The following is a 17,578-nucleotide window of genomic DNA, read 5'->3' as shown; positions in this document are numbered from 1 at the left end:
CGCCCCTTTCGGGGCGGCCTTTTTTCATGTCTGGTATTTAGCGGCAAATGCACGGATCGCTTTGGATAGATTTCAGGGCTGCTTGTCCATGGCGCGTCGCACAGGCAAGTCCTTTTGCTTTTCCATCAAAGCGGTGTGAAACAGCGCCCGAAAATCCGACTCGGTCAGCTTGACCTGTGTTTCCTCGGGATCCGGGTCCGGCGCATTCCTGGCTTTGGACAACGTCGTGCTGGCGGATGTCTTGCCGGTAAATCGGCCGAGGATAGACTTGATGTGCATTTCAAATTCCCTTTCCCAAAACCGTTCCAAAAATCTTTGCCGCTGCGGGCCCGGTCCGAACACCTCTGCCCAAAAGGGCTCAAGGACCGCCTATCGTGAGTGGCAACCCGCAGCGACCCGGCGCATGTAAGAAATTTGCTGCGGTTCGTAAGGGGGAAGGAATCGGCAAGTTGCGTCATTTTTTGACCGCCGAGTCAAAAATCTCAGCGGTAGCTGACCTTTACGTCAACTTCCTGAACCTAGGCGAATGTTTCGTGACGTGGCGTCAATCCCGCCAAGCCGTTTTCCAGCCCGTCGCCAGAGTCAAAAAGCACCCATTCGGCACATTGGAACCACGAAAAAAGGGCGCGCCGTTCAAAGGCGCGCCCCAGTCACAGGGAGGACAGTGAAAAATCCGCGCTCTAAACTCAACATGAGCGCCAACTCGTTACTGTCCCCATATAAGCCCATACCCACAGGCGCGTCCGTAATGTTGGTCACATATCGAGAAAAACTTTCAGTAAGTTCTTCCGAATGGCTCAATTACCGCCTCTGAAGGCGTGTACGGCCAGATATAGGTTCTCTGACCAGGGGGGCCACGCGCCGCTCGCAATGGTTTCGGCCGACTTGCCTGGACTTAGTTCCCGGGCGTCCACCGCAGTACTATTCAGAGCCCCGAGCAAACAGTCGCAGAGCCACGTATCTTGGATGATAGAGGGTTGGCCTCGTATTCACACTATCCGGCATCACACCAGCGTGCATCACACAAGGCGACTTTGCATCCTTGGCTACAAGGGCAATCTTGAAAATTACGATGAAGGGATGGTGCTGCTGGAGAGAATTGAACTCTCGACCTCTCCCTTACCAAGGGAGTGCTCTACCTCTGAGCTACAGCAGCGCTGTGGGCGGGTGATTAGACTCAAACGAAACGCGGCGCAAGGGTGTCTGGACGGTTTTTTTCCTCTGCTGTAGAGAAAGACAATGGCAGAGAAAAATTCACCCAAAAAACACGGCAAACCCGGCGATACCCGCGAGGAACGACTGAAGGCAGCGCTTAAGGCCAATATGGCGCGCCGCAAGGCGCAGGCCAAGGCGCGGGCGACATCCGGGGACAAAGCTGGCAAGGACGAGGGATAAGAGCAGATGGATTCGATTCTGGTGACGGGCAATGGCCCGCTGAGCGGGCAGATCCCCATTGCGGGGGCCAAAAACGCATGTCTGACGCTGATGCCCGCGACGCTGCTCAGCGAGGAACCGCTGACGCTGACCAACGCGCCGCGGCTGAGCGATATCAAAACCATGACCGCCCTGTTGCAATCGCTTGGGGCCGAAGTGTCTGCTTTGCAGGATGGGCAAGTAATCGCGATGTCCAGCCATAGCCTGACCAGCCATGTTGCCGATTACGATATCGTGCGCAAAATGCGCGCTTCGAACCTTGTCCTTGGACCCTTGCTGGCGCGGTTCGGGCAGGCGGTTGTCTCGCTGCCCGGCGGCTGCGCAATTGGTGCGCGCCCGATGGATCTGCATGTCGAAGGGCTGGAGGCGCTGGGGGCCGAGATCGAACTGAAAGACGGCTATTTGCACGCTAAAACCTCGGGTGGGTTGAAGGGTGCGGTTCATGAAATGCGATTTGCATCCGTGGGCGCGACCGAGAATATCGTCATGGCCGCCACGCTGGCCAAGGGTACGACCGTGCTGAAGAACGCCGCGCGCGAGCCCGAGATTGTCGATCTGGTGGAATGCCTGCGCAAGATGGGGGCACAAATCGCAGGCGAAGGTACGTCGACCATCGAAATTCAGGGCGTCGATCGCCTGCACGGCGCGACCCATCAGGTTGTGACCGACCGGATCGAGTTGGGCACCTATATGCTTGCCCCCGCGATCTGCGGCGGCGAGGTTGAGCTGTTAGGTGGCCGTATGCGGCTCGTCGAAAGCTTTGCAGCCAAGTTGGATGCCGCAGGGATCAGCGTTTCAGAGACCGAAAAAGGCCTGAAAGTGACCCGCAAAAACGGCCGTGTAGCGGCGGTGGATGTCGTGACGGAACCTTTCCCCGGCTTTCCCACCGATCTGCAGGCGCAGATGATGGCGTTAATGTGCACGGCCGAAGGCACCTCGGTGCTGGAAGAACGCATCTTTGAAAACCGCTTTATGCACGCGCCGGAACTGGTTCGCATGGGCGCGAATATCGAGGTTCATGGCGGCACCGCCACCGTGACCGGAGTGGAACGCCTGAAAGGTGCGCCGGTGATGGCGACAGATCTGCGGGCTTCGGTTTCGTTGATCCTTGCCGGTCTGGCCGCCGAAGGAGAAACAACCGTCAGCCGGGTCTATCATCTTGATCGCGGATATGAACATGTGGTGCGTAAGCTGGAAGGCGTGGGCGCAAAGATTGAACGGATCAAAGGCCAATGACAGACGCAAGTTTTGAAGACGGGCGCGAAGCCCCTCTGAATCTCGGGGCCGAAGATGCTGATGATCTTCAGGTTATCTCGACTCTGGTACAGGACGCGGTGTTTCCCGTCACCGAGATGACGTGGCGCGCGTCCGACCGTCAGTTCGCCCTGCTGCTGAACCGCTTTCGCTGGGAAGACAAAGACGCTGCAGCGCGGCGTGGTCGTGCGTTCGAACGGGTGCAATCGGTGCTGGTGTTCGGCTCGGTCCTGTCTGTGGCCAGCCAGGGTGTCGACCGTGGCGACAAGGACATGATCCTGTCTCTGCTGTCCGTCGATTTCGAAGCTGGCGAGGATGGAGCCGGGCAGATTTTGCTGACGCTTGCGGGCGATGGCGCCATCCGATTGCAGGTCGAAACCATCGACGCGTCGCTAAAAGACGTGACACGCCCCTATCTCGCACCGTCAGGCCACGCGCCGCATCACCCGGAATAGGCCCCGCCGACTGACCCGACCCAAGCAGGGTTGAGCGTCCTCATCACCGGCGCTATGACCCGTGCAAACGCCTGAGAGTATCCGCCATGCCCGTCTTCCTCGACTCTGCGTCGACCGATTTCGAACCCGCCTTTCGGGCGTTGTTGAACGCCAAACGCGAAGACAGCCCCGATGTGGACGCGGTTGTGGCGCAGATTATCGACGATGTGCGCCAGCGAGGCGACGCGGCGGTCATCGAACTGACCGCAAAGTTCGACCGGCTGGAATTGACACCGGAAACCCTGACCTTCAGCGCCGAAGAGATCGCAGCGGCGACCTGTCAGGTGTCGGACGATGATCGTGCCGTGCTGGAACTGGCGGCGGACCGCATTCGTGCATACCACCAGAAACAACTGCCAACCGACGCCGAATGGACGGACGAGGCTGGCGCGACGCTGGGCTGGCGCTGGTCGGCGGTGTCTGCCGCTGGTCTCTATGTTCCGGGCGGTTTGGCGTCGTACCCTTCGTCAGTGCTGATGAACGCGATCCCGGCCAAAGTGGCGGGGGTTGAACGGCTGGCCATTGCCGTGCCGACCCCGGACGGGCAAGTGAATCCGCTGGTCCTGTTGGCGGCACAGCTTTCGGGCGTGGATACGATCTATCGCATTGGCGGCGCACAGGCGATTGCCGCACTGGCCTACGGAACCGAAACGATAATGCCGGTCGACAAGATCACCGGACCGGGCAACGCTTTTGTTGCAGCCGCCAAACGCCGTGTGTTTGGCAAGGTCGGGATCGACATGATTGCAGGCCCATCGGAAATTCTGGTGATAGCCGACAAGGATAATGACCCGGACTGGATCGCGCTGGACCTGCTCAGCCAGGCCGAACATGACGAAAGCGCCCAGTCGATCCTGATCACCGATGACGCCCGGTTTGGGCAGGCCGTTGCGCAAGCGGTTGAGACCCGACTGAAAACACTGGAACGCCGCGAAATCGCTGGCGCCAGCTGGCGCGACTTTGGTGCCGTTATCACTGTTCGTGATCTGGATGAGGCCGCAAAGCTGTCGAACCGCATCGCACCCGAACATCTTGAACTTTGTGTGGCCGACCCGCTGGCTCTCAGCGAAAAAACCCGCCACGCCGGGGCGATCTTTCTGGGGCAATACACGCCCGAAGCCATTGGCGATTATGTCGGCGGACCGAACCATGTCCTGCCTACGGCACGTTCGGCGCGGTTTTCATCGGGCCTCAGCGTGATGGATTTTCTCAAGCGCACGACACTCAGCCAGATGACACCCGAAGCATTGCAAGCCATTGGCCCGGCCGCAGCCCGGTTGGCCCGGTCCGAAAGCCTTGAGGCCCACGGTCTTTCGGTGCTGGCAAGGCTCGTTCGACTGAATAACTAAGGGGGCGCACGGCTCCATTGCCCTGTTCGATCCGTTGTTATAGGTCTGTTCCGAACTGACTGGACTACGCTGAAAATGACCCGCATTTCGCATATCGAACTGGATGATCGAAACCTTCCGCCTCCGACGCCCGAAATCGAGCAGGAGCGAAAAGTGGCGATCTACGATCTGCTCGAGGACAACTCGTTCACCCTGCCCACGCGCGACGACCGCATTGTGCCGGATGGGCCCTACCACGTTCAGCTGTCGATCCGCGACAAACGGCTGGTCTTCGATGTCGCAACCGAAGCCGAAGAAAAGGCGGCCGAGTTTCATTTGTCGCTTGGACCGTTCCGGCAAGTGGTCAAAGATTACTTTCAGATCTGCGAAAGCTATTTCAACGCGGTCAAGTCGCTGCCCCCAAGCCAGATTGAAACCATCGACATGGCCAGACGCGGTATTCACAACGAAGGCAGCCGCGTTTTGCAGGAACGGCTGGAAGGTAAAGCCGAAATTGACACCGACACCGCCCGCCGCCTGTTCACGCTGATCTGCGTGCTGCACTTTGGAGGCTGACAGGTGAAGGCTTTGCCGCAGTCGGTCCTGTTTTGTTGCGACCACAACGCGGTGCGATCCCCTATGGCCGAGGGGATCATGAAAAAATTCTATGGTACCGGCACGTACGTCCAATCTGCCGGTGTTCACAACGACATGGAGATTGACGGGTTCTGCATCGCGGCCTGCAAGGAGATCGATGTGGAGCTGTCGCGCCATCGGTCACGCTCGTTCGACGAGATGCAGGATTGGGGCGATGACCTGAGCTCGTTCGACCTGATCGTAGCCCTGTCACCGGCAAGCCAGCGCAAGGCGCTGGAACTGACCCGGATTTTTCACCTCGACGTCGACTACTGGCCGATTATGGACCCCACGGGGCTGGGCGAGAACCGGGAACAAAAGCTGCATCATTATCGGCAGACCCGGGATCAGATCATCAAACATCTAAAGGACCGCTGGGGCGAGCCAACGGAGTGACCATGAACGCAACCGTCAAAACCTATTTCGATGCATTCAATGCCGGGGACGTGGACGGGATGCTGGCCTGTCTTGCCGATGACGTCGCCCATCACGTGAACGAAGGCCAAATTCGCCTGGGCAAAGAGAAGTTTGCGGCGTTTTGCGCCCATATGAACCGTTGCTACCGAGAAAACCTGACCGATATCGTGATTTTCGACACCAATGACGGGACCCGTGCAGCGGCCGAGTTCATCGTCAATGGCACATACCTCGAGACCGATGAGGGCCTGCCGCAAGCGCATGGTCAGACCTACCGCCTACCCGCCGGGTCGTTTTTTGACTTGAGGGACGGAAAGATTACCCGGGTCACCACCTTCTACAACCTTGCCGATTGGACCAAACAGGTGTCAGGTGGCTGAGGTCACCAGCGTCCATTCCCTCACCGGACCTTCGCTTGCCGAAGCACTGGACGATGTGGCGCGCCTGCGCATCGCTGTATTCAAGGCGTGGCCTTATTTTTATGACGGTGATCTCGACTACGAGCGGACTTACCTGCAAACCTACCGGGACAGCGACAAAGCGATTGTTGTCGGGGCCTTCCACGGCGACACATTGGTCGGTGCGTCGACCGGAGCTCCTTTGGCCGATCATGCCGAAGATTTTGCGATGGCCTTTGACGGGACCGGACTGGATTTGAGTCAAATCTTCTATTGCGCCGAATCCGTCCTGTTGCCCGCGTATCGCGGTCAGGGCGTGGGGCACCGCTTCTTTGACCTGCGCGAGGCGCACGCGCGGCAACTGGGTTTTGCCAAATGCGCGTTCTGCGCCGTTCAGCGCCCGGCGGACCATCCCATGCGACCAGACAACTATCGCCCTCTGGACGCCTTTTGGCGCGCACGAGGATATGAACCGCTGCCTGGCGTGATCGCGCAGTTTTCCTGGAAGGATATTGGCGATACGGGTGAGACGCAAAAACCGTTGCAGTTCTGGATCAGGGATATTCAATGAAAGTCGCAACCGCCGCCTACCCGCTCGATTGGCTCGACAGTTGGTCGCAATACGAAGACAAAGTGGCGGCCTGGGTTGCCGAGGCCAGCGGTCAGGGGGCTGAACTGCTGGTCTTTCCTGAATATGGCGCGATGGAGTTGTCGACACTGGACGGGGCCGATGTTGCTGGCGATCTTGAACGCTCAATCCACACGGTGTCCGACCGGATGCAGGATGCGACCGACCTGCACCGGAACCTTGCGCAGGAATACAGAACTTACATTCTGGGTGCGTCTGCCCCTGTTATTAGCGGGACTGACCGCCCCGTGAACAGGGCCGCATTCTACGCCCCGGATGGCGGGCACGACCATCAGGACAAACAGATCATGACCCGGTTCGAGCGCAATCCCTGGGACATCGCACCCGGCGGCCCTTTGAAGCTGTTCGATACAGCTCTGGGCAAGATCGGTGTGCTGATCTGTTATGACAGCGAGTTCCCCCTGCTGGGACGGGCCTTGCAGGACGCCGATCTGATCCTTGTGCCATCCTGCACCGAAGCGCTGTCAGGCTATTGGCGTGTTCGTATCGGCGCAATGTCGCGCGCGCTCGAGGGGCAATGCGTGACGGTAATGTCCTCCCTGGTCGGTGCCAACGACTGGTCAGAAGCCGTCGATATGAATACCGGAATGGGTGGGGTCTTTGGCCCTCCGGATATCGGATTCCCGTCAACCGGCGTCCTGTCCGAAGGTACATTGAACCAACCCGGCTGGACCTATGCCGAGGTTGATCTGTCAGCAATTGCGACTGTACGCGCCGACGGGCGTGTGCTGAACCGCGCCCACTGGCTCGAACAGACACCCCGCGCCGATTCAGTCACAATCTGCCCTCTTTAGGTAATTCCGCCCTTGAATTGAGGTCGAATTAGGCTCATTTAAGCGCACATCCCCGCAGATTCTGCGGTGCAACGTAAATGTGGAGACAACATGGCCAAGGAAGATACGCTCGAATTTCCCGGTGTCGTGAAGGAACTCCTGCCTAATGCGACGTTTCGGGTCGAGCTGGAAAACGGCCATGAGATCATCGCACATACGGCAGGCAAGATGCGCAAGAACCGCATCCGTGTTCTGGCCGGCGACAAAGTTCAGGTCGAGATGACCCCCTATGATCTGACCAAGGGTCGGATCAACTACCGCTTCAAGTAACGCCCAACACCATGGCGTTTATCCTCGGATCGGGCAGCCCAAGGCGGCTGGACCTGCTGGCGCAGCTTGGCGTACAGCCCGACGCCATTCGCGCCCCCGACATTGATGAAACGCCGCTGAAAGGGGAACTGCCCGTCCCCTATTGCCATCGCATCACCCGGGCGAAGGTCGAGGCGGTGCAGGCCGACCCCGACGACGTAACGCTCTGCGCCGATACCACGGTTGCATTGGGGCGGCGCATTCTGGGCAAGCCGGAGAACGCTGGCGAGGCTGCGGCGTTCCTGCACGCCCTGTCCGGCCGCAGGCACAGGGTGATCACGTCTGTTGCGGTGCGGCGCGGCGATCGCGTCCTGCAGCGTGACGTTGTCAGTCAGGTCAAGGTCAAGCGCCTCTCGGATATCGAGATCAACGCCTATCTTGCGACCGGCGACTGGGAAGGCAAAGCTGGGGCATATGCGATCCAAGGGCCTGCGGGCGCGTTCATCCCATGGATTTCCGGCTCGTTTACGGGCATAGTCGGACTGCCGTTGTCTGAAACCGCCGCACTTTTGCAAGGCATTGGCTATCCGCTATATCGCGAGGGATCATGAAGGGCCGCACGATCATTCTGGACCATATTCAGGACCGCGAAGCCGCAGCCCTGATGGTTGACGGCATTCTCGAAGATTTTCTGATCGCCGCAGACGCTCCGGCACCTGGTACGATTTATCGCGCCCGCGCCGACCGGCCCGTCAAGGGACAAGGCGGGATGTTCCTTACAACGCCCGATGGCCCCGCGTTTCTGCGGCAGGTCAAGGGGCTGGCACCGGGCGCGGATATTCTTGTCCAGATCACCGGATACGCGGAACCGGGCAAGGCGATCCTGGTCACCAATCGTATCCTGTTCAAAAGCCGCTATGCCATCGTGACACCCGATGCGCCGGGCCTGAATATCTCGCGCAGTATCCGCGACGACGACCTGCGTGATCGTTTGCTTGAGATCGCCCATGATCAAATGGGAGACAGCAATTACGGTCTGATATTGCGTTCCTGCTGCCAGAATGCAGACCCGGATGAGATCGCCGAAGACATCGCCGCCATGCACGCACAGGCCGAGCAGGTCATGAACGACCCCGGGACCGAGCCCGAAACCCTGAGCGAGGGCGACAGCCCCCACGTGCTTGCCTGGCGCGACTGGACCGATCCGGCCGAGGTCTCGACCCAGCCGGGCGGGTTCGAAACACATGGCGTGCTGGACGCGCTGGAGACCGCGCAAGGGATCGTCGAGCCTCTGTCGGGTGGCGGGTCGCTGTTTATCCAGCCCACCCGTGCACTTGTTGCTGTGGACGTGAATACCGGGCGCGACACGTCGATGGCTGCCGGGACCAAGGCCAATTTCGCCTGCGCCAAAACCCTGCCCCGCGCGCTGCGCGTCCGCGGTCTGGGTGGTCAGATCACGCTGGATCTCGCCCCGATGCCCAAAAAGGACCGGCGTGGGTTCGAGGCAGCCCTGCGCACGGCGTTGAAGTCCGATCCGGAAGAGACAATTCTGGCCGGCTGGACCCCGCTGGGCCATTTCGAACTGCAGCGCAAACGCGGTCGAGCGCCTTTGTGGGAGGTCTTGAAATGAGCTGCCCGGTCTGCGGCGAAAACACCGTTCAGATGTACCGCCCCTTTTGCTCGAAACGCTGCGCGGACCTCGATCTGGCGAAATGGTTGAACGGCTCATACGCCGTCCCGTCGCAGCGGGAAGAGGACCTTGAGGCAGAGCCGGACGTGGACAATCCAAAGCCAACTCAGCCGCACTGAAAAAATGTAAAAAAGCCTCTGGACACTGCCGTTGGCAAGTCATAGAACGCCTCCACCCAACGGCAAACACCGTTCCCGTGCCCGGGTAGCTCAGGGGTAGAGCAGTGGATTGAAAATCCTCGTGTCGGTGGTTCGATTCCGCCCCCGGGCACCATTTATACTTTCAGCAGCATCCAGCACTGTCCGATATTTTCGGTAACGCCATGATTTTGCTGCATTCTGAGTCCAGCGTCGTTCAGGTGATTCCGGGGGCAGCCAGACGATCTGGGGGTATTTCCGGGGGTATTTTCAAAACCACATTAATTCGATTCCTGTTCCCATGCCGTTGACCGATACAGCCATCCGAAACACCGCAAGCCGCGAAAAACCTTACAAAATATTCGACGGAGGCGGTTTGCACCTGCTGATCAATCCCGGCGGGTCCAGGCTCTGGCGGCTCAAGTACCGGTTTGGGGGTAGAGAAAAGCTCCTTTCTCTGGGTCCTTACCCTCTCGTCAGCCTGAAACTTGCACGCGAAAAACGCGACGCCGCGAAGTTGCTTTTGCTGGAAGACAAAGACCCGGGTGAGGAGCGGAAACTGGCGAAGATTGAGGCCGAACGGGAACGCGCAGTGACCTTTGGCGTGGTAGCCCGGGAGTATGTTTCAAAGCTGGAAAAAGAAGGGCGGGCGCCAGCTACTTTGAAGAAGCTGAACTGGCTCATCAGTCAGACTGAGCCGATGCTTTCAGAACGTCCTGTTGCGCAGGTAGAGACCCCGGATGTTCTGCGCCTGCTGCGGCAGGTTGAAAGCAAAGGGACATATGAAACGACCAGCCGGCTCAGGAGTACGATCGGCTCGGTGTTTCGATATGCAATTGCGACCGGGCGGGCGCATAAAGATCCCACAGAGGCGCTGAAGGGCGCGCTTGTCCGTCCACAGGTGCGTTCCAGATCAGCGATTCTTGATCCGAAAGAGCTTGGCCTGCTTCTGAACCGGATCGATGCTTTCTCGGGTCAGCCTGCGACAAAACATGCGCTGCATCTGCTTGCCCTTCTGGCCCCACGCCCCGGAGAGCTCAGACTGGCGACATGGGATGAATTTGAGCGTCAGGAGGCGACATGGCGTGTCCCGGCGGAACGAATGAAAATGCGCCGCCCTCACCGTGTTCCGTTGCCACGGCAGGCGCTGGATCAGCTGAAAGAGCTGCACTGGCATACGGGAACAAGTGACTATCTTTTCCCCTCCGCGCGCTCCTGGAAGAAACCCATGTCGGAAAACACTCTGAACGCTGCACTCCGACGGATGGGGTACTCGTCCGATCAGATAACCGCACACGGCTTCAGAGCAACGTTCAGCACCTTCGCAAACGAGAGCGGCCTGTGGGCTGCAGACGCGGTTGAACGCGCTCTGGCCCATGTTGAGGGCAACGACGTGCGACGCGCCTATGTTCGGGGAGAACACTGGGAGGAGCGTATTCGGATGGCGGATTGGTGGGCTGAAAAACTCGACCAGCTTCGAACTGATGCGGCGGAGCAGTGACGTGGTTCGGATTGCAGATCTGATTACGGCCGATGACTGGATTACAAGTGAGACTTTTGAGCGCGTTCTGGAAAAGACCTGCGAAATCGTCAGGCACCGGCTAAGGTCGCCGAAGAAAGTCTTTCCTGCCTCGTTTAGTGCTGAGGTATCGGAAAGAGCGCGGCGCGCTCTTAACGAAACTGTCGCGATTTCGATGCAAGGGCACTTCAAACAGGCTTTGGGCCTCAATGAGAAAAAGTTCTTTGCAGACGCTGCCGCCGCCCTCAGGTACTTTGACGTAGTCGAAAGGTTGAACAAGCTTGGTTTCGAGTACAGGACTGCTGGCGATGAACTCAGACAGCAACTCGAAGAGACAATCTCAAGGTTTAAGCGTTCGGAAGAGTTGAACGAAAAGCTTCCACAGAAGTGGTGGGAGGCGAACTTTTATCCGGAGACTCTGGGCTTGTATGCGGCTTTATTTCATGAAGAACCAACGCCAACATTCAATCCGGGCACAAAAACTGAGCTTAGCGCGGCCGTCATGTTTGTGAGAGAAATTTTATACGAAGTAAAATTGTCCAGGAATGCGGAGACTCTGTTCGTGGTCTCGGAAATTGAGGGGGTTACGCAGAGCCTTTCTGAGCCGGTACTGTTTACCGATTCGAGCTGAGGAATGAGTTCGGCTCAGACGCGTTGCCGTGAGATGAAATCTGGCCCACCCAGCAGCAAATTCGTATGTTTTGTTGCCGGGTGTTCAGGCGCTGGTTTGATCCAGAGACGCACTGTTTAACGTATTGTCCGCCACCTGGATGCAGTGGTGCAAGATGATATTTGCACCAGATGTACGCACTATGTTCTTGCGAAGCGGGTCGCCTCCCGACATAATGACAGAAAAATACCCAGGGTGTGAGCAGCAATGACAGACTTCGGAATCCTTTTGCAAAAAGCAGGCTATTCGGTCCCGGAAGCTGCTGAATACCTCGAGTATTCTGAAGGTCATATTTATCGGTGGATCAGGGGTGAAGAAAAGCCGCGAGAAAGCGTCACTCGCTTGCTGGAGCTGGAGATTAAAGCCCGACGCCCTGTCAGCGGAGCGGGCGATTTTAGCTTCATTGATCTCTTCGCTGGCATCGGTGGATTGCGAAAGGCGATGGAAGGCGCGGGGGGACGCTGCGTCTTTACGTCTGAGTGGGACAAGTTCGCTCAACAGACCTACCTGGCGAATTTTGCTGATAACAGGCCGATCGCCGGTGATATCCGCGAGGTTGATGCAGCGGCGATCCCGGGCCACGACGTTCTTGTAGCCGGGTTCCCATGCCAGCCCTTCTCAATTGCCGGTGTTTCCAAGAAAAATGCTTTGGGACGCGCCCACGGGTTTGAAGATGAAACACAAGGAACTCTTTTTTTTGATGTGCTTCGGGTTTTGAAGCATCATCGCCCGGTCGCATTTCTGCTGGAGAATGTAAAAAACCTGAGAAGTCACGATAAAGGCAGAACCTTCAAGGTCATCTGCCGCAAGCTGACCGAAGAACTGGGTTATACTCTGCATACGCAGGTCATAGATGCCGCTCATTTTGTCCCGCAACATCGCCAGAGAATCGTATTGGTTGGTTTCCGATCCGAAGTCTCATTCTCTTTCGAAGATCTGTTCCTGCCCCCGCGTGGGCATAAGAGAATGCGTGATATCTTTCACCCGCAGAACGGCACAGAACAACCCGAAGGGCATTTTACTGTCGGCTGTGATGCAGTTGTCAGCGACAAATATACGCTCTCAGACAAGTTGTGGGATTACCTACAAAGATATGCCGCAAAACATAAGGCCGCAGGGAATGGCTTTGGTTTTGGGTTGGTAGATGGCGACAGCATCTCGAGGACATTGTCCGCTCGTTATTACAAAGACGGTTCGGAAATACTGGTGAGCCGCGGCGAAGGAGAGAACCCACGCCGGCTCACACCACGCGAATGCGCGAGGCTCATGGGATATAGCGATGAATTCCGAATTCCGGTGTCCGATACTCAGGCTTACAAGCAATTCGGTAACTCAGTCGCCGTACCGGTTTTTGCTGAGGTTGCACGGCTAATGCGCCCGCATATTCTGTCCCAGCTGGAAATAAGGGCAGAGGCTGGACGCAAAGTTGGCTGACGTACATGACAAGGCAACCCGCAGCCGCAATATGGCGGCAATTCGGGGGGTAAACACAAAGCCGGAAATGTTGATCCGCCGTGGGCTTCATGCCTGTGGTTTGCGCTACCGACTGCACCACCGGAAATTGCCCGGGCGACCGGACCTGGTCTTCCCAAAGTTTCGCTGCGTTCTATTTGTCCACGGGTGTTTTTGGCATGGCCACAATTGCCATCTGTTTAAATGGCCGAGAACACGGGAAAAATTTTGGCGTGAAAAGATCGGGACCAATGTTGCACGCGACAAACGCGTCATAGAGGCTCTGCACAAAGCCGGGTGGCGCATCGGAACCGTCTGGGAATGCGCTTTAAAGGGCCGTCGGCGCCGACCTCTCGGGGAGATACTTGATGCCGTATTGGAATGGCTTGAGGAACACGAAGGTGACCTGAAACTTGAGGCACTGCCTGACGATCATGCTTCGGTGAGGAACTGATGCAGTTCGGCGTACTATCAGATCTGTTTGACGGGGCCGGAGCCAAAGTTCTCACCGCAAATGAACTGGCAAAACAGCACGAGTTTCAGGGCGTAAAGAGTTTCAAAGCATTTCTCGGGGAATCGGACGAAAAACTCGAAATGGCGGCAGATTTCTTTTGGGTTACAGATGAACTGGACAGACCAACTGAACCTGTCCGATCGTTCTGCACCTGGAGTGACGTGAGGCGCGATGATGAAAAGCGATCAGCAGAATACCATCTTTACTACTCTGCTGATGCTCGTCCGGTTGTGCGGTCCGCAAAGGCGGGAGATCAACTGATAATCGCACGTCGTAAAGACAGTGGGCTCCTGGTAGTTTTAGCACCCCAGGGTTCCACAATCGGCCAGCAACTGCTCTGGCTGTTCGGGCTGGAGCTGAATGATGGCCGGTCAGTCGCCAGGCGGATTGATCATAACAGCAACATCGAACTTGGGTACCCGGCGCGAAGCGTTCTGTCAGAGCTTGGCATCACTGTGGAGGAACCCGAACCTGATGCGTTCGATTTACTGATCAAAAAGTTTGGGCGAGAATTTCCCGGAACCATTCCTTTTTCGGTATTCGCTCGGGAAACGTTACCAGAGATTGATCCTCTGGCGGACCCTGACGGTGCACTGGTCGCCTGGATGGAGCATGAAGAAGCTTTGTTCCGGCATTTGGAACGCGAAATTGTTTCAACCCGGTTGAAATCAGGTTTTAGTACTGCTGAAGAAGCCGATGTCGATGAGTTTTTGAGCTTTTCTCTGAGTGTGCAGAACCGGAGAAAATCGCGGGCTGGCTACGCATTTGGTCACCATGTAGAAGCGGTTCTCCATGCGCACGGTATGAGCTATACACGTGAGGCCACGACTGAGAAACGTCATGCTGCGGATTTTTTGTTTCCCGGCGAGGAAGAATACGCCGACAACCAGTTTCCCGGTGACCAGTTGGTCATGTTGGCGGTAAAGACCAGTTGTAAAGACCGATGGCGGCAGGTTTTGTCGGAAGCCGACCGGATCAGCACCAAGCATTTGCTTACGCTGGAGCCGGCAATATCCAAAGTTCAGACCAGTGAAATGCAGACACAGGGGTTGCAACTGGTTCTGCCAGCTTCTCTGCACCGTACCTATAGCCCAGACCAACGAACCTGGCTGATGAAGATGGCAGACTTTCTGGAGATCGTAAGAGACATGCGTGGGCGGCAGTTGCGGTTGATCTGAAAGTAGTAAGCTGAGTGTTGCGAAATGGCACGAAGGTCCCGGGAAATGTGACAACGCAAGCGTGAATTGTGGACAAGACGAAATCCGGAGGGTGATTAAACCTGCTTCGGATTGGCGCCCGACTTCAGGTGATATCTGGTTCAACGAATTTGTCTCTGGTGGAAAAGCCTCGGAAGCTGGCAGAGCAGTTCCAGTTTCGTCACCCTGAGCGCCCGCAAAAAATCTGCAGAGCATCAAAATTCATGGTGACCGTCATGAAAAGCATTGGTGGGAGAATATGCAACTAGAGCGGTAGAAGATTCCGGTCGAAGCATTCGAAACGCTTGCCGATTAGAGGTATTTTTGGCAGTGGTGACGCGACGTAAGTTTTAGTGGGTGACGGTCCTTGTGTTGAACTCACAAATTTGTGATCATATTCTCATTTTGATATAAAACGAATGGTTGAAGGTGCGAGAAGAATGGGCAGTTTGCTCAGAGATTTTGGTAGAAAAATCTTTGGTCAATTATTTTCAGATCAAAATAGCACTGGCCAAACAAAAACTCACAAGTCGTCGCAATTAGAACATGCTCCTTCGGAAACAATGCCTGCTATGGTGGCAAACTCCGACAGCAATTTCCTCAAAAGCGAGAGGCACAGGGATCCTGAGCTTAGTGAGCTGAGCGCAAACACTGAGCTCAGTGGTATTGGGGTTAAGGGCACCTCAGCTAAAGACAGCCAAATGCAGAGCAATAGTTATAGTTCTTCTCTGGACAGCGCCCGTATTGTGGAACCCGAATTCGGGTGGGTTGGAACAAAGACTGACGCTGCAGAGGTAAACTTCAGGGGTACAGCCGCTGAACAGAATCCAGCAAACGACTTCAACAAGGGTTCTTTAAACTCGTGGCAAGACACTGGACCAGATTTGCAGCTGCGCAGAAAGGATGCCAAAGAACCATTGGCCGCCCAGAAGTCCGCTGCAGACGTGTCAGATTCCCTACATTTCGCAACGGATAGCCTGATAGGTGACGAAGACTACGCTGAGCTTGATTTTGACACGGTTCAAGATGCTGATGAATTTCATTCCGATCTCGATCTGGCCGAGTGGTCTGCTGACTTTGAGAGCGTCGACGAAACTATTACTGCTCTGAACGATGACGACGATGATAGTTCGAGCGACTGGGCGACGGGGAATTTTGCCAAGAAGATTGAGGCCGACGACCTGCATGCACCGGGCAATCTTGTTGTTGCTAAGGACCCGGAGAAGACTAGGTTTCGAAGTTTTCTTGAAGTTCATCATGGTCGTAAATCTCATCATTTCGCGGAGGCTCCGTGGTCGGAGCACTATGCGATCGACGAGGCGCTTGTCAGGGACTGGGTCTCGGAAACTGTAGCAAATGGTGGCGCTTATGTTGAGCAAATCGAGGAATTGGTGAGCTTCTGCCGTGGAAGCTTTGAATTCGATGCTCTGACCGACAATATCCGTCGAGAACTGGAGACATTGGATCTTTTTAGAGATCCAAACGAACATAGCGATGTACAGCTTACATTCGAGTTGGGTTCGTATGATGAAGATGAGTTGGTTGAACTGCTCCAGTCAATTTGTTGCGGAAGCAATTTGAGCCCGGGCGTAAGGCGCAGCTTCGTTTCCAGACGTGAAGAGAAGCAGACTTTCTTAAAAATTGAAGCTTCTATTGAAGCCATGTACCGGGCATTGGTTTCAAGCAAGTACTTGTCCAGAGAAGTTATTTCGGTTGGTCAAGACGTTGTTGACGGTCGGGCTAATCCGTCAGTGCTGACAAGTCTTAGTTTCGACGCCCAAAGGCATTGCGATGTGAGAAACAGGTTTGCAGCCGGTCTTGAGAAGTTCTCCAGTGCAATATTGGCTGAGGAAAGTTCGCTGGGCCAACAGACGTCCTCGTGTGTACGGTCGCTGAAAGCGATGGCCGTAACACCTAAATTCTTACGTTCCCTGTGCGACACGAGTTCTAAAAACGCGGATCAGATAGACGGCGTAGAGGCAGTACTTGCTGCACTGGAGGAGTTTGAACGCGCGGTGCACAGTTCGGTGGAAATCTACCTCAGTGAAATGAGGAGAATATCTACGCGGCTCTCCGACTCTAAACTTGAGTCTGACGACGCTTTTCAAGAAGGGTTCTTTGGGCTCAAACGCGCAGTTGAAAAATTCGATTTTCGTTCCGGAAATCGCTTCATGACCTACGCGCAGTATTCAGTCAGGCAGGCTGTAAGCCGTGCCAAACTGGATGGCAGTCAAACGATCAGAATTCCCGTCCACCGGCATGAAGACCTTCGCCGGCTTGACGAAGCTGTTGCCGCATTTGAGAAGCGTAATTCAGGTAAGCCAACGCTTGACGAAGTTGCAAAGGATATGGGTGAGCCGATCGCCAAGATAAAAGAATTGCTTGACGTACCGCGCTTTGCTTCAACTTTTCATGCATCGCAGGTGGATGCCTTCGACACAGCGCCAGACGGTGAAGAAGTGTTCTTTAACTTCGTCGAGAGGACTGCAGTTGTATCGGATCTTCTCGCAGAGCTGCCCGAACGACGCCGTGATATTTTGATCAAGCGCTTCGGTTTCTCCGGAGACGAAATGACACTCGAAGAAGTTGGTCAGATTTATGGTGTTACGCGTGAACGTATCAGGCAGATCGAGGCCAAAGCGTTGGACTGGGCCAGACATCCCGCCCGGCTTAAACAGCTTAGAGAACGTCTTTGAAAATGGTGGGAA

The 17,578-nt window shown here is 56.1% G+C and carries 20 protein-coding genes and 2 tRNA genes; 20 read left to right on the top strand and 2 right to left on the bottom strand.

Features of this window, described 5'->3' with window-relative positions; all coding sequences use genetic code 11:
* Positions 1-72: 72 nt before the first annotated feature.
* Together ACR0JA_RS05680 and ACR0JA_RS05675 are read right to left on the bottom strand one after the other, a co-directional pair.
* Positions 73-279: a hypothetical protein gene (locus ACR0JA_RS05680; protein ID WP_480571239.1), complete on the bottom strand. Its 207-nt coding sequence runs from the start codon at positions 277-279 to the stop codon at positions 73-75.
* 802 nt (positions 280-1,081) lie between these two features.
* Positions 1,082-1,156: transfer RNA gene (locus ACR0JA_RS05675), tRNA-Thr, on the bottom strand.
* An 83-nt stretch (positions 1,157-1,239) separates the two neighbouring features.
* On the opposite strand from ACR0JA_RS05675, the gene ACR0JA_RS05670 reads away from it, so the two are divergent.
* The 20 genes from ACR0JA_RS05670 (at position 1,240) to ACR0JA_RS05575 (ending at position 17,566) form a co-directional block, all read left to right on the top strand.
* Positions 1,240-1,395, top strand: coding sequence for a hypothetical protein (locus ACR0JA_RS05670; protein WP_480571236.1), 156 nt, complete (start codon positions 1,240-1,242; stop codon positions 1,393-1,395).
* 6 nt (positions 1,396-1,401) lie between these two features.
* Positions 1,402-2,670, top strand: coding sequence for a UDP-N-acetylglucosamine 1-carboxyvinyltransferase (gene murA, locus ACR0JA_RS05665; RefSeq protein WP_480571233.1), 1,269 nt, complete (start codon positions 1,402-1,404; stop codon positions 2,668-2,670).
* Positions 2,667-3,143 carry a DUF2948 family protein gene (locus tag ACR0JA_RS05660; protein ID WP_480571230.1) on the top strand — a complete coding sequence of 159 codons (477 nt, stop codon included), beginning with the start codon at positions 2,667-2,669 and terminating at the stop codon, positions 3,141-3,143. Before murA ends, ACR0JA_RS05660 begins: the two co-directional genes overlap by 4 nt.
* 86 nt (positions 3,144-3,229) lie before the next feature.
* Positions 3,230-4,531 carry a histidinol dehydrogenase gene (gene hisD / locus ACR0JA_RS05655; protein WP_480571227.1) on the top strand — a complete coding sequence of 434 codons (1,302 nt, stop codon included), beginning with the start codon at positions 3,230-3,232 and terminating at the stop codon, positions 4,529-4,531.
* A gap of 75 nt (positions 4,532-4,606) precedes the next feature.
* A complete protein-coding gene (locus tag ACR0JA_RS05650; protein WP_480571224.1) occupies positions 4,607-5,086 on the top strand; it encodes a UPF0262 family protein in 480 nt (159 codons plus the stop codon).
* A 3-nt stretch (positions 5,087-5,089) separates the two neighbouring features.
* The gene (locus ACR0JA_RS05645) at positions 5,090-5,542 is read left to right on the top strand and encodes an arsenate-mycothiol transferase ArsC (RefSeq protein ID WP_480571221.1); all 453 of its coding nucleotides are present in this window, start codon (positions 5,090-5,092) and stop codon (positions 5,540-5,542) included.
* A 2-nt stretch (positions 5,543-5,544) separates the two neighbouring features.
* On the top strand, positions 5,545-5,943 hold the full coding sequence (locus ACR0JA_RS05640; RefSeq protein WP_480571218.1) for a ketosteroid isomerase-related protein: 399 nt from the start codon (positions 5,545-5,547) through the stop codon (positions 5,941-5,943).
* A complete protein-coding gene (locus ACR0JA_RS05635) occupies positions 5,936-6,532 on the top strand; it encodes a GNAT family N-acetyltransferase (RefSeq protein WP_480571216.1) in 597 nt (198 codons plus the stop codon). The genes ACR0JA_RS05640 and ACR0JA_RS05635 overlap by 8 nt, the downstream gene beginning before the upstream one ends.
* Positions 6,529-7,404 carry a carbon-nitrogen hydrolase family protein gene (locus tag ACR0JA_RS05630; RefSeq protein WP_480571213.1) on the top strand — a complete coding sequence of 292 codons (876 nt, stop codon included), beginning with the start codon at positions 6,529-6,531 and terminating at the stop codon, positions 7,402-7,404. The genes ACR0JA_RS05635 and ACR0JA_RS05630 overlap by 4 nt, the downstream gene beginning before the upstream one ends.
* A gap of 90 nt (positions 7,405-7,494) precedes the next feature.
* On the top strand, positions 7,495-7,713 hold the full coding sequence (gene infA, locus ACR0JA_RS05625) for a translation initiation factor IF-1 (protein WP_005978431.1): 219 nt from the start codon (positions 7,495-7,497) through the stop codon (positions 7,711-7,713).
* A gap of 11 nt (positions 7,714-7,724) precedes the next feature.
* Positions 7,725-8,303, top strand: a complete 579-nt coding sequence (locus tag ACR0JA_RS05620; protein ID WP_480571210.1) for a Maf family protein — start codon at positions 7,725-7,727, stop codon at positions 8,301-8,303.
* Positions 8,300-9,322 carry a ribonuclease E/G gene (locus ACR0JA_RS05615; protein WP_480571207.1) on the top strand — a complete coding sequence of 341 codons (1,023 nt, stop codon included), beginning with the start codon at positions 8,300-8,302 and terminating at the stop codon, positions 9,320-9,322. The genes ACR0JA_RS05620 and ACR0JA_RS05615 overlap by 4 nt, the downstream gene beginning before the upstream one ends.
* Positions 9,319-9,501, top strand: a complete 183-nt coding sequence (locus tag ACR0JA_RS05610; RefSeq protein ID WP_480571204.1) for a DNA gyrase inhibitor YacG — start codon at positions 9,319-9,321, stop codon at positions 9,499-9,501. Before ACR0JA_RS05615 ends, ACR0JA_RS05610 begins: the two co-directional genes overlap by 4 nt.
* 79 nt (positions 9,502-9,580) lie before the next feature.
* Positions 9,581-9,655, top strand: a tRNA-Phe gene (locus tag ACR0JA_RS05605).
* A gap of 165 nt (positions 9,656-9,820) precedes the next feature.
* Positions 9,821-11,020: a tyrosine-type recombinase/integrase gene (locus ACR0JA_RS05600; RefSeq protein ID WP_480571202.1), complete on the top strand. Its 1,200-nt coding sequence runs from the start codon at positions 9,821-9,823 to the stop codon at positions 11,018-11,020.
* 1 nt (position 11,021) lies between these two features.
* Positions 11,022-11,669, top strand: a complete 648-nt coding sequence (locus ACR0JA_RS05595; protein ID WP_480571199.1) for a hypothetical protein — start codon at positions 11,022-11,024, stop codon at positions 11,667-11,669.
* Between the two features lie 246 nt (positions 11,670-11,915).
* Positions 11,916-13,142 carry a DNA (cytosine-5-)-methyltransferase gene (gene dcm, locus ACR0JA_RS05590; RefSeq protein ID WP_170643479.1) on the top strand — a complete coding sequence of 409 codons (1,227 nt, stop codon included), beginning with the start codon at positions 11,916-11,918 and terminating at the stop codon, positions 13,140-13,142.
* Between the two features lie 31 nt (positions 13,143-13,173).
* Positions 13,174-13,614, top strand: a complete 441-nt coding sequence (locus ACR0JA_RS05585; protein ID WP_480572381.1) for a very short patch repair endonuclease — start codon at positions 13,174-13,176, stop codon at positions 13,612-13,614.
* Positions 13,614-14,852, top strand: coding sequence for a type II restriction endonuclease (locus ACR0JA_RS05580; RefSeq protein ID WP_480571196.1), 1,239 nt, complete (start codon positions 13,614-13,616; stop codon positions 14,850-14,852). Before ACR0JA_RS05585 ends, ACR0JA_RS05580 begins: the two co-directional genes overlap by 1 nt.
* Before the next feature lie 458 nt (positions 14,853-15,310).
* Positions 15,311-17,566 (top strand): sigma-70 family RNA polymerase sigma factor, encoded by a 2,256-nt coding sequence (locus tag ACR0JA_RS05575; protein WP_480571194.1) that lies wholly within the window; start codon positions 15,311-15,313, stop codon positions 17,564-17,566.
* Positions 17,567-17,578: the final 12 nt, after the last annotated feature.

It is taken from the genome of Ruegeria sp. AM4, assembly GCF_056540665.1.
The sequence above is the reverse complement of the archived record's forward strand: the minus strand, read 5'-3'. Positions and strand labels throughout refer to the sequence as shown.

Coding starts and splice junctions, on each gene's coding strand:
- ACR0JA_RS05680 (WP_480571239.1), bottom strand. CDS start 279: ATGCACATCAAGTCTATCCTCGGCCGATTTACCGGCAAGACATCCGCC.
- ACR0JA_RS05670 (WP_480571236.1), top strand. CDS start 1,240: ATGGCAGAGAAAAATTCACCCAAAAAACACGGCAAACCCGGCGATACC.
- murA (WP_480571233.1), top strand. CDS start 1,402: ATGGATTCGATTCTGGTGACGGGCAATGGCCCGCTGAGCGGGCAGATC.
- ACR0JA_RS05660 (WP_480571230.1), top strand. CDS start 2,667: ATGACAGACGCAAGTTTTGAAGACGGGCGCGAAGCCCCTCTGAATCTC.
- hisD (WP_480571227.1), top strand. CDS start 3,230: ATGCCCGTCTTCCTCGACTCTGCGTCGACCGATTTCGAACCCGCCTTT.
- ACR0JA_RS05650 (WP_480571224.1), top strand. CDS start 4,607: ATGACCCGCATTTCGCATATCGAACTGGATGATCGAAACCTTCCGCCT.
- ACR0JA_RS05640 (WP_480571218.1), top strand. CDS start 5,545: ATGAACGCAACCGTCAAAACCTATTTCGATGCATTCAATGCCGGGGAC.
- ACR0JA_RS05630 (WP_480571213.1), top strand. CDS start 6,529: ATGAAAGTCGCAACCGCCGCCTACCCGCTCGATTGGCTCGACAGTTGG.
- infA (WP_005978431.1), top strand. CDS start 7,495: ATGGCCAAGGAAGATACGCTCGAATTTCCCGGTGTCGTGAAGGAACTC.
- ACR0JA_RS05620 (WP_480571210.1), top strand. CDS start 7,725: ATGGCGTTTATCCTCGGATCGGGCAGCCCAAGGCGGCTGGACCTGCTG.
- ACR0JA_RS05615 (WP_480571207.1), top strand. CDS start 8,300: ATGAAGGGCCGCACGATCATTCTGGACCATATTCAGGACCGCGAAGCC.
- ACR0JA_RS05610 (WP_480571204.1), top strand. CDS start 9,319: ATGAGCTGCCCGGTCTGCGGCGAAAACACCGTTCAGATGTACCGCCCC.
- ACR0JA_RS05600 (WP_480571202.1), top strand. CDS start 9,821: ATGCCGTTGACCGATACAGCCATCCGAAACACCGCAAGCCGCGAAAAA.
- dcm (WP_170643479.1), top strand. CDS start 11,916: ATGACAGACTTCGGAATCCTTTTGCAAAAAGCAGGCTATTCGGTCCCG.
- ACR0JA_RS05585 (WP_480572381.1), top strand. CDS start 13,174: ATGGCGGCAATTCGGGGGGTAAACACAAAGCCGGAAATGTTGATCCGC.
- ACR0JA_RS05580 (WP_480571196.1), top strand. CDS start 13,614: ATGCAGTTCGGCGTACTATCAGATCTGTTTGACGGGGCCGGAGCCAAA.
- ACR0JA_RS05575 (WP_480571194.1), top strand. CDS start 15,311: ATGGGCAGTTTGCTCAGAGATTTTGGTAGAAAAATCTTTGGTCAATTA.